Source organism: Granulicatella seriolae, from assembly GCF_024543085.1.
GTDB lineage: Bacteria > Bacillota > Bacilli > Lactobacillales > Aerococcaceae > Granulicatella > Granulicatella seriolae.
The window spans coordinates 1-12253 of the sequence record NZ_JANHNZ010000001.1; the positions used below are offsets into that span (position 1 = coordinate 1).

A 12253-nucleotide genomic window follows, 5' to 3' on the forward strand; every position below is an offset into this window, starting at 1 on the left:
CACCAGGTAGCTAAAAAGAACTAAAAAACTGACGCCTTTTGATTTTTGTGCATTCGATTTTCTAGCAATAGCTGATGCATTAAAGCGTTTGAAAAAATGATCGATGGATGACGAAATATCGTTTTTATTTGAGTTATTTGATGGTATAATAGACATGGCATGAACACTCCTTGGTAGATGGTTTTTGAACAACTCTATTTTACCAAGTTGGAGAGGTTCATGCTATTTTTATGGCGTAAAAGTTAGGTATATCAAGGGTTAGACACGCTTTTTGATGTTTCAAGTTTTAGTCACTAATTAATATGCTTCCCAATTTTTGTCCTCGATAAGACTTCAAAATAGCAATATTTAATTCCGGTGTATTGGTATCAATATGCCCATAGCCCTTAACCAATCTCACCCATACTAAACCAACAATAGTATCTCCGTCTAAAACTCCGATTGCATAGTCCCCTTTTTGCTCGCCAAAATTATCAATATACTTTCTCAAATCTGGTTGTTCTACAATTGAAAAAGGAATGATATTTTTAGGATCAGGTTGAAAAATTGCTTCATATAAAAATGTTTGAAGAATATCATAGTCAAGTTGGTACAAGCGTTCTATTGAAAATTTTTTGTCCATAAATACTTTACTCCTAAAGTAACTGAAATTATCTAAAAATTTAGTCTGAGTTTAACTGATAAGTCGTTTAAGTAGTTTAAGTATATCATAGAATGAAAGAGAAATTTCATCTAAGTAAACTGAAGATGTTAAAAAAATACCCAGCTCTTAAGTCCACAAAGGAAACTTTAAGAGCTGGGTACAATCTATTAATCTAAATAATCAACCACATCAATAAGTTGATAATATTCATCAAACTTACCTTTATTGATGTGTCCTGTTTCTTTTTCCAAGGTATTTAGAATTCCTGTTGTCATTCCGTACTTGAATACGTCAGTAACATCTAAATCATCATAGATAGCTGCTGCTAGACCAGCTACTGTTGAATCACCTGAGCCTACCGGATTGACAACTTCAATAGTAGGTATATTGGCTTTATAGAACTTATCCTTGTGTTTTATAAAAGCACCATCAGCACCTAGTGACACCACAATCCATTCCACACCATCAAACAACGGAGAATTCAAGTCTGCTTTTAACTCCTTATAATCTGAAGCAATATTTTTGTGGAGAAGTTGACTAATTTCTTCTTGATTAGGTTTGATTAAGAATGGTTTATTATTATTTTTTAAACTCTCCTCCAAAGTAGTGCCAGAAGTATCTAGCAGTACTTTTTTACCCGCATTATCCGCTAAATCAATTAGATGAGCGTAAAAATCTTTGTTTAAGCCATTTGGCAAACTTCCAGAAATGGTGATGACATCCACCGTATCCAATAAGGAAGTGAAGTGCTTTAAAAAGCCAGCAGCTTCTTCTTTGGAAATTGTTGGTCCCCCTTCTAGAATTTCTGTCTGCTTGCCATCGTGTAAAATAGCGATACAATTTCTAGTTTCTTGACTGATTTGATAAAAAGAGTGGTTAATATCGACCTTTTCTAAGGCATTTTCTATGAACTTGCCTAAGTATCCTCCTAGAAATCCTGTTGCAAGAACTGGTTTGTCTAATTCTTTCAAAACTCTTGTGACATTCAAGCCCTTTCCACCAGCTGTTTTTGATACACGGTTGGTTCGGTTAACGGTGTCTACCTTAAATGAGTCCATTGGATAAGAAATATCAATGGATGGATTCATTGTAATTGTTAAAATCATGGTTTATCCTCCTAAAATTTATTATACCCATGATTAAGTATAGCATATGACTTGAAATGATAATGTGAAAATAAAAAAAAGAACCACTTAAAGAAAAAGTGGTTAAATGTCTTCTGCAACGTGCTCTCTTGCTTGAGACAACAATTCAAAAATGTGGTGGTCCTTTAAGGAATAGATCACTTGTTGGCCTTGTTTACTACTAGAAACGATTTGATGGTCTTTTAAAAGCTTTAATTGATGTGAAACAGCTGATTGTGTCATCTGAGTTAGTTCCGTTAATTCACCTACCGAACGTTCTTTTTCAAAGAGAAAATGTAAGGTTTTGAGTCTGTTCTCATTGCTGAGAATTTTAAAAATTTGGCTCATTTTAAGTAATTCTTGACTAGTAATACTTTGCATGGCAGACTCCTTATTCTTTTTCTAATTGTAACCAGTCAACAATGGCATTGGCGACTCCATCATTATCGTTTGAGCTTGTCTGCGCTTGGGCGATGGCTTTTAATGCAGGAACAGCATTTTCCATAGCTACTCCATACCCGACTTCTTTAATCATCTCGATATCATTCATACCGTCTCCAATGGCCATCATGGAGGATAAAGGTATTGAGAGGTAGTCTCCCAGTTCTTTGAGTGCTTCTGCCTTGTTTATCCCCTGGTTCATCATTTCTAAGAGATTTCCTTGGCTACGAACGATGTAGAAATTTTCTCTCCAAGTTTGAGGTAGTATCTGTTCAAAAGCATCTAATGTTTCTGGGGTCTCTATAAAGAGTAGTTTATGGAATTTGGTTTGCAATGCTTCTTCTAATGAAAGTTCAATCAGTGGTGCGTCTACAATTCTTGCTTCTAGTACCATCATGTCAGTTGGAACCATAGCAATACTATAGCAAGCTGCCTCTCCTACTCCCATAAGCCCAATATGGTGTTTTTGAGCTAGTTCTACTATTTCCGAAAGTTTAGTCGTATCCAAAACTTTTTCAGCTAATACTTGTTTGGTTTTAGATTGAAAAATATAGGCACCATTTTGAGAGATTACATATTCATCTTTATCAGTTAACTGTAATTCTTCTAGATACGGGAGAATCCCTGTAGCCGGACGTCCTGTACATAAAACGATGGACACCTCTGGCAGCGTTAAAGCTTTAGCAATAACAGACTTATTCTTTTGCGAAATGGTGCGGTCACTGGATAATAGTGTCCCGTCCATGTCTATTGCGATTAGTTTGATCATCCAATTTGTCCTTTCTTGCTTCTATTTGGTGAATGTATTATTGGCAAAAAAATATTGATATTACGCCTTATTGTAATGTACTCTATATTGTACCAAAAATGTATCTCTTATTCCATAGACGTAAAGAAGCCGTATCACAAGGATACGACTTGGATTTTTCTTGAGATGAACTTTTATTTCTCAAGTTATACTATTTTCCTGGATTATTCACAGCATTCAAAATTACACAAAAAAGTCTACCCATCACTAGTCAGGATTTTTCCTAGCTATTATTCAAGTCTATCGAGTAATCGAAACATCTCATATTGCTCTACTTCTTCCTTCATAAAATTCAGTTTCATTAGAAAATCTCTCATATCTATATTGTCTGACATCCCTATGTTCAATTTTTCAGGTTTGAGCTGGTAGATAGAAAAATTCAAAAGGCTGCTGGCAACCATTTTTCTTCGATATTTTTCAACCACAAACAGGTTATATATCTTACCAGATGTTGTGATAACTAACGTACCCACCAAATTATCTTTGTTGTAAGCAGCAAAACAACGAGCTTCCTTATCCAAGGAAAAATAATCTGTCTCATTCTGCCAATTGATATGGAGATTTGAAATTTCATCACGTAGCTTTATAGCAGCCAAACAGTCCGTTTCTACTATTCGAATATTGTCGTTTAATGCTAAGCAGTTTAAGACATCGGGTGTATTTGCACTGTAGTAAAGCAGCTTGTTTTTCTTTTCAAATCCTCTTTTTTCATAAAAGCGTATCGCTCGTTTATTATGGGATAAAACTTCCAAACTAAGCCGTTCACATTTATTTTTTACTGCATTTTCTAAAAAAAGATCAAATAGCTTTCCACTAACTCCGCTTCCCCTATGTTTTGGTGATACACATAAGGTTCCACATCTCATGTTTTTATATCCGTCAAATTGCCGAATTCCACCTAATATTAACCCTATAGGCTCTTCATCTTCAATGGCAATGACGGAATGTTCCAATCTGTTTCCCTCTAATCCAAAAAATCGTTCAAAAAAAGAATCCATTCCAAAATTTATTGGCACTGAGTAATCTGAAAACCCAATTTTAAAGGCTTCATAGATTTGTTCTTTTTGAATCATTAAACAGCTTTTGTAGTACATTTTTCCTGACCTTTCTATTAATATCTCAACTTCTTTTGTAAGCAATGTATCACAATCTAATGTTCAATTCTTATCGGCAACTGTATTTATCTTTTTTTATCTTGCTCAACATTAGCCTGATGGTCCTAAGCGCAGACAAATTTCTCACTTATTAGCAGTAAAGTTAACTCCCCTAAGCACTCTTTGGACTATCGTAGGAAACTAATCATTTATCGATTACAAATAGTTTAACGATACAAAAAAGCTTTCCAGCAAATGTGATATACCCTTAATTATTAATTATAATAGTGATCTTTTAGGCACGATAAACCACGCAACCATTCACCATGGTTAAAAGCGTCTTCCCATAAACAGTTTTCCCTTTGAATGGTGTGTTGTTCGCTTTAGACATGAATTGATCTGGATCAATCTCATATGAATCATTCAGATTAAAAACAGCAATATCTGCTACAGAACCGACTTGCAAGCTTCCATAAGGTAACTTAAACAACTTTGCAGGAATGCTACTTAACCAGTCAACCAGCTGTTGCAAAGTGCAAATGCCATTTAAAACTAATTCAGTATAAAGAAGTTGAAAGGCCGTTTCACTACCCACAATGCCAAATGGCGCTCCAACCATTCCACCCTCTTTTTCTTGGTCAGAATGAGGAGCATGGTCGGTTGCGATACAGTCAATCGTTCCATCCAGTAAGCCCTCTAATAAGGCATCTCTGTCCTGACGAGAACGTAAAGGCGGATTCATCTTCCATTGTGCGCTATCGCTAGGAATATCGTCTTCTGACAGCAATAAATGATGTGGAGAGACTTCCGCTGTAACATTGATACCTGCTCGTTTTGCATCACGGATAACTCGTACACTTTCTTTTGAGGATACATGACAGACATGGTAATGAACCCCTGTAGCTTCTGCTAGAAGAATATCACGTGCGATTTGGGTAGACTCTGTTAAAGCCAGCATACCAGGTAGGCCTAGCTCTTTAGCACGGTAGCCAGCATGCATAACGCCATCATAGAGTAAGGAATCCTCTTCCGTATGCGCCACAATAGCCATATCAAGTTTAGCAGCCTCAAACATGGCTTCATACATAACTTTTGCTGTCTGCACGCCAACACCATCATTGGTAAAGGCAAAAGCGCCATGTTCCTTTAAAGCCTTAAAGTCAACAAGCTGTTCACTACGCAAACCTTGCGTAATGGTTGCATAAGGTAGAACACGAACATGCGCACTTTCTTCAATACGTTTTTGAATACTGTCTAAAATTTCTGTGTTTTGAGGACATGGATTTGTATTTGGCATTGCACAAACCGTTGTAAAGCCACCCCTTGCCGCAGCCGCACTACCAGTCTCTATGGTTTCTTTATACTCAAATCCTGGTTCCCTTAAATGGACATGAACATCTACTAATCCAGGACTTACAAAATGTCCTAGGCAATCAATCACTTGATCAACATCATTAGAATTGTTTGTGTCTGGAAGTGAAATGGACGCAATTAAATCCTCCTCAATGAGGATTTCTCTTAGCTCTAATTGATTATCCGCCACTAGTATAGCTGCATTCTTTAACAATATTCTCATGTGTTCGCTCCTTATCTAGAATATTTACTAAATTAGTCGATTTTTTTATACGATTCTGGTTTCCAACCTTTCCCATCAACCCACTGCATGAAAACAATATACTTATTCCCACTTCTGGTATCCGTTACGGTAGCTTCTACACGATTGTCACCACCATTACCAATCCAATTCTCAAAAACGGTATCAGCTGTAACTCGATTACCTAAAGCAGCTAGATAAGCTTTCTTAATCTCAATACGATCTTGAGAGCCATCTTCGTAATTGGTTACATGTTCACCGGTTTGGGCTGTTCCCACTGGGGCTATGTTTAATGAACTTGCTTCTGTTGCAGATGAGGAACTAGAAGAACTATGAGAGCTTGAAGAACTAGATTCCTTACTTGATGAACTTTCTATCTGAGCTGAACTAGAACTACTACTACTTACTTCTTGAGCTTGACTTGTTGAACTAACATCAGCTTGCCCCACTTGAACCGTAGCTTCCGCTTCACTAGATGTAGAGCTTACAGATTCTTCTACAAGTGAACTACTACTTTCTTCTTTGGCTTTTCCTTGCGAAACGACACGCTGATAAAAAACGAATGCAATGGCTATCGTGCATAAAAATAATAAGACAATCAGCCAGTTATTCAGTTTCTTTAATTGCTCTTTATCGTTAGGATTGCTAGACATGTCATACCTCCTTAATTAGATTACATAAACTTTATACCTGTTTATTTTACCATGAAAAGAACGTGGTATGCATGATTATGACTAGTTTTCTTAAATTTATTGCTAGGAAAAAGTACAAAAAAAGAACCGAGAAAATAAATTCTCGATCCTCTAAACTTTTAATTTAAATGAATTATAGTTTAACTACGTTAGCAGCTTGTGGTCCACGAGCTCCGTCTTCAACTTCAAATTCAACCGCTTGGCCTTCTTCTAAAGTTTTGAATCCGTCACCTTGGATAGCTGAGAAATGTACGAATACGTCGTCTCCGCCTTCACGTTCGATAAATCCGAAGCCTTTTTCTGAGTTAAACCATTTTACTGTACCTTGTTCCATGTTTGTTTCCTCCTCGTGCCGAAGCACTAAATTATTTTGATATTCTTGCTTACGGTTCGAATTGGAATGTTGCAAAAAACATTTTTCTATACCTAACAAAAACACTAGAGTAAGTATATCATCTATATTCACCTATTGCAAGTGATTTCAAAAATTTTATGAAAAAAACTTAACAAAAAAGTTAAATCGTTCTAATTCATGGCTATTTATGGATGTATTTGCGCAAAAAATAGGTTAGATAGTTTATTGATGATCAGTGTGGGGTGGAAAAATATTACTAGCTAATGAAATTAGTTTCAATTCACTACCTTGATTTCTGATTGATAAATTGAGGACTCAAATACCATAAGAAAAAAGGACTTTCTACCAAGTCCTTTTCCCTATTGCTATTGCGTAATTTGAATAAATTCTACGATGTCTTTAAAATTAACAATTGTTTTTTCTTCACAAATATCGCGCATGGTTTCGTTGGATTGTTCCCAGTTGATTTTAACAACTGCACTATTGGTTAATAGCTTATTAATCTCTCCTACCATTTTTTGTTCGCGAAAAGTAAACCGAATTCGATCTCCTACATCAGGCCGAATCGATGCTTTGATTTTGTCAATAATTTGGATAGCTTCATCATAAGAAACACCTAAGAGATGAGCTATACGAGATTTACTGGTTCCTTTTCTTAACTCGGTCTCAACTGTACTCTTGATTTCTTTCGTGACTTTTAATGTCATTCAATCGCCTCTTTCTGTGCGCTTGCCAATTTCCAACAACCAACTTTATATCAGTATACCATATTATGAATAAAAAGTCTTCAAATCGATACACCACCTTGGTTTCCCTATTTAGATGTAAAAAAAGATGACATGGTTTCGATAATTAATTGAATGTTTAAGATGGTTAAGGCAATGGAACAAACCCACCCAAGGAGGGCAATCCATAAGGAATTTTTAAACCGTTCCCCCATGATTTTTTTACTACTAGTAAATATAACCAATGGAATCATGGATAACGGTAAAGCAATACTTAGAAATACTTGTGTATAGATGAGAAGGTCATCAAGAGCTGATTCACTACCTTGAAAATAAAAGGCACAAATAAGTACAGGAATCACTGAAATGAGTCGAGTGACTAATCTTCTGGTCCATTGAGGGATTTTTAAATGGATGAAGCCTTCCATAACAATCTGACCTGTCAAAGTACCTGTAATGGTTGAATTTTGACCAGAGGCAAGCAGAGCAACAGCAAATAAGGTACTTAATACTGGGCTAGCCACGACTCCGGCCAGTGTTGGATCTTGCAGAGCGTCATAGAGTGACTTGAAAGTTCCTAAACTCTCACCTTTACCAAGAAATAAGGCACTTCCTAAAATTAAGAGTAAGCAATTGACGATAAAAGCTGCTGAAAGTTGAATATTAGAATCCCAAGTTGTGTATTTTAAAGCCAATGCAATATCATCATCTGTATCTCGTTTAAAGTTTCTCGTTTGTGATAACGAAGAATGCAGATAAAGATTATGAGGCATCACAGTTGCTCCTATAATCCCAAGAGCCATAACCAACTGACCTTTGTTTAAAATTTGTTCTTGAGGGATGAATCCAATAAGTATATCTGCCACGTTTGGCTGGGCAATGATGACCTCATAAAGAAAGACTAAAAAGATAAGTATAATTAAGCTGACAACAATGACCTCTATTTTTCGAAAGCCTAACTTCATCAAAAATAAGAGTAAAAAGACATCAAAAACGGTAATAACGACTCCAACTGTTAAAGGAATATTAAACAGTAAATTTAGTGCAATTGCACCACCGATAACTTCAGCAATATCGGTTGCCATAATCGCCAATTCTGTAACAATCCATAAGGCAAATCCGACTGGTTTACTAGTATAGTGCCTTGTTGCTTGGGCTAAGTCCATTTGTGTTACGATACCTAGTTTTGCGGCCATATATTGTAAGAGCATAGCAATCAAACTAGAAATTAGAATAACGGATAACAAGAGATAGCCATATTTGGCACCACCATTAATAGAGGTAACCCAGTTTCCTGGGTCCATATACCCTACAGCAACCAACGCACCTGGTCCTGAAAAAGCAATGAGATTTCGCCAAAAGCTCTTGGTTTGAGGGATATCAATGGTGCTGTTAATCTCCGATAGGCTTGTGCCTTTTTGACTAGTTGAATTTCTATCTAAGGTATGGTTTTGATTATCCATTCCTATCCCCCCCACTATTCTATTATTTCTACTTTATTATCATATAGCTAACCCATGAGATATTCAAACGATAAAAGCTAAATAACAAAATAAAGACACCTATCAAAAACCAACTATGATTTCTGACAGGTATCTTTTCTAGCCTGAATGCTAGTTATTTATTCTCATAATAATCTTTAAACCATGTTTCGGGTGAGTTTTTCCATTGGGTCAAAACCTGTGCTTGGTCTTCATTAATTGCATCATTGTCTTTAGCCACCTCAATTAAGGTAGAATAATTGGTTAAAGTTTGCAAATCAACATGATAGTCTTCAAAGCGTTTTTGCCCCTTAGGGAGTTGGTAGTTGAAAATAGCAACTACACCTTGAACATCACCGCCAGCTTCTTTGACAGCCAAACTTGCATCAATGACACTGCCACCTGTAGAAATTAAGTCCTCTACCATGACAACTTTTTGACCCGACGTCAATAAGCCTTCAATTTGATTTCCTCTTCCATGGTCTTTGGCTGATGAACGTACATAAATCATTGGTAAATCTAGTTCTTTAGCAATCCATGCTGCATGTGGTATACCAGCAGTTGCTGTTCCTGCAATGACTTGACAATCAGGATAGTTTACCTTAATTAGTTCTGCTAAACCGTTAGCTATCTTGTTACGTACAGCAGGAAAACTCATGGTCATACGATTATCGCAATAGATTGGGCTTCTCATGCCACTTGCCCATGTATAAGGGGCATTGGGGCTTAAGGTTACTGCTCCGATTTGTAAAAGATCCTTGGCAACCTCTTTTGCAAGGTTGTCTTGTACTTTGTTATTGATTAGGTCTGTACTAGTTGACATCGTTTTTCATCGCTCCATTCCACTGATCTTTTATCTGATGATAGACCTGAACTGGGTCATTGGCCAAGGTGATTGGTCTCCCAACTACAATGTTTGAAGCTCCATTTAATCTGGCGAATTCTGGTGTTGCGATACGTTTTTGATCTCCTGACGCTCCCCCACTTAAACGGATACCTGGTGTAACACACATAAAGTTCGGTCTGGTTACCTGAAGGATATCTTTGGCCTCTAAGGCACTACAGACTACGCCATCTAAGCCTGCATCCATCGTTAACTTTGCATAATGAAGAACACTATCTTTCAAACTGTGTTCGATCAGTTGCTCACTTTGCATCTTGTCCTCTGTAGTTGACGTTAGTTGGGTTACAGCGATAAGTTTAGGTGGATTTGACCCATTTGGAGTCCCTTCGTTTACCCCTTCTAAGGCAGCCTGCATCATACTAGTTCCTCCTGCGGCATGGACATTGATTAAATCAACATCCAGTCCCGCCAAACCTTTCATTGCACGATATACAGTATTAGGAATATCATGGAGTTTCAAATCTAAGAAAATACGATGCCCACAAGCCTTCATCCATTTAACAATTTCTGGACCATTTTGGTAATACAGTTCCATACCTACCTTGACATAAAGTGGTTCATCTTTAAACAGTAAGAGAAAGTTTTTTATTTCTTGAGTCGTTGAGAAATCCAAAGCCACAATAGGATAGTTCAAAGGATTTTCTGTAGAATTATGCTTCATAAAAGATAGTGACACTCCAATCTAGCAATAGTTTTAGTGGTTCAAGACAGCTTCTAAGATAGCCATGCGGGCGTATACACCATTAGTCATTTGTTGAACGATACGTGATTTGTCACATTCAACTAGGTCGCCTGCCATCTCTGCATCACGGTTAACCGGTGCTGGGTGCATAATAATTGCATGTTCTACTAGTCGATTCGCTCGTTCAACAGTCAAACCATAGTTACTGAGGTATTCTTCCTTAGTGAAGTGCTCATGCCCAATATGGCGCTCGTGTTGCACTCTAAGCATCATCATAACATCTACATGTTCAACTAATTCATCGATGACTTGATAAGACCCATACTCTTCAAAAGAAGGATCATACCATTCCTCAGGACCAGAAAAATAAAGCTTAGCTCCTAAACGCTTTAAGAGTTGCATATTTGATTTGGCAACACGGGAATGCTTCAGATCTCCTACAATGGCTACTCTAAGATCTTTAAAATAGCCAAATTCTTCATAAATGGTCATTAAATCTAATAAGCTTTGAGACGGATGTTGACCACTGCCATCGCCACCGTTAATTATTGGAATATGAATGGTAGGACTCTCAATAAGCTCCCTGTAATAATCATTGTCTCCATGACGAATAACCGCCACATTAATTCCAAGCGCCTGCATGGTTAAAACAGTGTCATAGAGTGTTTCTCCTTTATTAACACTACTAGTTGCCACTTCAAAATCAATCACATCAATATTCATTTTCTTTTCAGCCATTTCAAAGCTTTTATGAGTTCTAGTTGAATTTTCAAAAAAGAGATTGACGGCATAAAGATTTTTGTTGTTAGACCATGTAGCTCCGTGCTTAAATTCTTGTGCTCGGATGATTAAGGACATGACTTCTTCTTGGCTAAGACTTTCTACACTACAAAAATGGTTCAATGTTAAGGGCTTGGTTATTAGATTTGTTTGCATAATTGATTCCTCCATCGTTTTGTATTTGATGGTGAATGCTTATGACAATTCAATAGCTGTTATTTTTTGATTAGACTATTTGAAAAGACCATATAAGAGCACGCACGCTTTTGAATCTCTCTGGATTCAATTAAAGTGAAGTATTTTATCTTCTTGCAACTTACGGTTTTAAAATAGAAACATTATCCATGCCATCCATTTCAGTAACTTTGACACTAATTTGTTCATTTAAAGCTGTCGGAATATTTTTCCCAATGTAATCTGGTCGAATAGGCAATTCACGGTGACCGCGATCAACCAATACGGCTAAACTAATCTTTTTAGGTCTACCATAATCCATGATAGCGTCCAAGGCTGCTCGAACAGTTCGACCGGTGAACAAGACATCATCAATCAAGACAACATTCTTTCCCTTTATTTCAACTGGGATATTAGAAGAGTGTAAAGTAGGCTCTCGATCTATATCAGCAATATGAATGTCATCTCGATACAAGGTGATATCCAATTCTCCAACAGGGACTGTTACTCCTTCGTTTTTTTGTAACTTGCTGGCAATTCTTTCCGCCAAGTAAATCCCTCGTGATTTGATACCTATCAATACCAAATCTTCAATCCCCTTATTCTGTTCGACAATTTCATAGCTGATTCGAGTTAGTGCACGGTTCATGGCAGCTTGATCGACAATTACGATTTCATTCATAGTTCAATTCCTTTCTACAGATTGATTAAAGTCCTTTATCCCCAATGACTACAAAAAAAGCTCCAAAGTCGCAG

General features: G+C 36.9%; 14 protein-coding genes. All 14 read right to left on the bottom strand.

What is annotated here, in order from left to right:
• Positions 1-286 precede the first annotated feature (286 nt).
• A complete protein-coding gene (locus NPA36_RS00005) occupies positions 287-622 on the bottom strand; it encodes a GNAT family N-acetyltransferase (protein ID WP_256944067.1) in 336 nt (111 codons plus the stop codon).
• Positions 623-810: 188 nt separating this feature from the next.
• Positions 811-1749 (bottom strand): tagatose-6-phosphate kinase, encoded by a 939-nt coding sequence (gene lacC, locus NPA36_RS00010; RefSeq protein WP_256944068.1) that lies wholly within the window; start codon positions 1747-1749, stop codon positions 811-813.
• A 102-nt stretch (positions 1750-1851) separates the two neighbouring features.
• The gene (locus tag NPA36_RS00015; RefSeq protein ID WP_256944069.1) at positions 1852-2148 is read right to left on the bottom strand and encodes an ArsR/SmtB family transcription factor; all 297 of its coding nucleotides are present in this window, start codon (positions 2146-2148) and stop codon (positions 1852-1854) included.
• A 10-nt stretch (positions 2149-2158) separates the two neighbouring features.
• Positions 2159-2977 (bottom strand): Cof-type HAD-IIB family hydrolase, encoded by an 819-nt coding sequence (locus NPA36_RS00020; RefSeq protein ID WP_256944070.1) that lies wholly within the window; start codon positions 2975-2977, stop codon positions 2159-2161.
• A 269-nt stretch (positions 2978-3246) separates the two neighbouring features.
• Positions 3247-4089, bottom strand: a complete 843-nt coding sequence (locus tag NPA36_RS00025) for a GNAT family N-acetyltransferase (RefSeq protein ID WP_256944071.1) — start codon at positions 4087-4089, stop codon at positions 3247-3249.
• Between the two features lie 316 nt (positions 4090-4405).
• Positions 4406-5686 carry a dihydroorotase gene (locus NPA36_RS00030; RefSeq protein ID WP_256944072.1) on the bottom strand — a complete coding sequence of 427 codons (1281 nt, stop codon included), beginning with the start codon at positions 5684-5686 and terminating at the stop codon, positions 4406-4408.
• Positions 5687-5718: 32 nt separating this feature from the next.
• Positions 5719-6357: a YrrS family protein gene (locus NPA36_RS00035; protein WP_256944073.1), complete on the bottom strand. Its 639-nt coding sequence runs from the start codon at positions 6355-6357 to the stop codon at positions 5719-5721.
• 172 nt (positions 6358-6529) lie between these two features.
• The gene (locus NPA36_RS00040) at positions 6530-6730 is read right to left on the bottom strand and encodes a cold-shock protein (protein WP_256944074.1); all 201 of its coding nucleotides are present in this window, start codon (positions 6728-6730) and stop codon (positions 6530-6532) included.
• A gap of 386 nt (positions 6731-7116) precedes the next feature.
• Positions 7117-7458: a DUF2187 domain-containing protein gene (locus NPA36_RS00045; RefSeq protein ID WP_256944075.1), complete on the bottom strand. Its 342-nt coding sequence runs from the start codon at positions 7456-7458 to the stop codon at positions 7117-7119.
• A gap of 107 nt (positions 7459-7565) precedes the next feature.
• On the bottom strand, positions 7566-8939 hold the full coding sequence (locus tag NPA36_RS00050) for an Nramp family divalent metal transporter (RefSeq protein ID WP_256944076.1): 1374 nt from the start codon (positions 8937-8939) through the stop codon (positions 7566-7568).
• Positions 8940-9093: 154 nt separating this feature from the next.
• Entirely contained in the window at positions 9094-9780 is a 687-nt protein-coding gene (pyrE, locus tag NPA36_RS00055; protein WP_256944077.1) for an orotate phosphoribosyltransferase, read from the bottom strand.
• Entirely contained in the window at positions 9770-10522 is a 753-nt protein-coding gene (gene pyrF, locus NPA36_RS00060) for an orotidine-5'-phosphate decarboxylase (protein WP_256944078.1), read from the bottom strand. The genes pyrE and pyrF overlap by 11 nt, the downstream gene beginning before the upstream one ends.
• 33 nt (positions 10523-10555) lie before the next feature.
• Positions 10556-11479, bottom strand: coding sequence for an aspartate carbamoyltransferase catalytic subunit (locus tag NPA36_RS00065; RefSeq protein ID WP_256944079.1), 924 nt, complete (start codon positions 11477-11479; stop codon positions 10556-10558).
• A 160-nt stretch (positions 11480-11639) separates the two neighbouring features.
• Positions 11640-12179, bottom strand: coding sequence for a bifunctional pyr operon transcriptional regulator/uracil phosphoribosyltransferase PyrR (gene pyrR, locus NPA36_RS00070; protein ID WP_256944080.1), 540 nt, complete (start codon positions 12177-12179; stop codon positions 11640-11642).
• Positions 12180-12253 lie beyond the last annotated feature (74 nt).

Coding starts and splice junctions, on each gene's coding strand:
- lacC (WP_256944068.1), bottom strand. CDS start 1,749: ATGATTTTAACAATTACAATGAATCCATCCATTGATATTTCTTATCCA.
- NPA36_RS00050 (WP_256944076.1), bottom strand. CDS start 8,939: ATGGATAATCAAAACCATACCTTAGATAGAAATTCAACTAGTCAAAAA.
- pyrE (WP_256944077.1), bottom strand. CDS start 9,780: ATGTCAACTAGTACAGACCTAATCAATAACAAAGTACAAGACAACCTT.
- NPA36_RS00065 (WP_256944079.1), bottom strand. CDS start 11,479: ATGCAAACAAATCTAATAACCAAGCCCTTAACATTGAACCATTTTTGT.
- NPA36_RS00015 (WP_256944069.1), bottom strand. CDS start 2,148: ATGCAAAGTATTACTAGTCAAGAATTACTTAAAATGAGCCAAATTTTT.
- NPA36_RS00005 (WP_256944067.1), bottom strand. CDS start 622: ATGGACAAAAAATTTTCAATAGAACGCTTGTACCAACTTGACTATGAT.
- NPA36_RS00040 (WP_256944074.1), bottom strand. CDS start 6,730: ATGGAACAAGGTACAGTAAAATGGTTTAACTCAGAAAAAGGCTTCGGA.
- pyrF (WP_256944078.1), bottom strand. CDS start 10,522: ATGAAGCATAATTCTACAGAAAATCCTTTGAACTATCCTATTGTGGCT.
- NPA36_RS00025 (WP_256944071.1), bottom strand. CDS start 4,089: ATGATTCAAAAAGAACAAATCTATGAAGCCTTTAAAATTGGGTTTTCA.
- NPA36_RS00020 (WP_256944070.1), bottom strand. CDS start 2,977: ATGATCAAACTAATCGCAATAGACATGGACGGGACACTATTATCCAGT.
- NPA36_RS00030 (WP_256944072.1), bottom strand. CDS start 5,686: ATGAGAATATTGTTAAAGAATGCAGCTATACTAGTGGCGGATAATCAA.
- NPA36_RS00035 (WP_256944073.1), bottom strand. CDS start 6,357: ATGTCTAGCAATCCTAACGATAAAGAGCAATTAAAGAAACTGAATAAC.
- NPA36_RS00045 (WP_256944075.1), bottom strand. CDS start 7,458: ATGACATTAAAAGTCACGAAAGAAATCAAGAGTACAGTTGAGACCGAG.
- pyrR (WP_256944080.1), bottom strand. CDS start 12,179: ATGAATGAAATCGTAATTGTCGATCAAGCTGCCATGAACCGTGCACTA.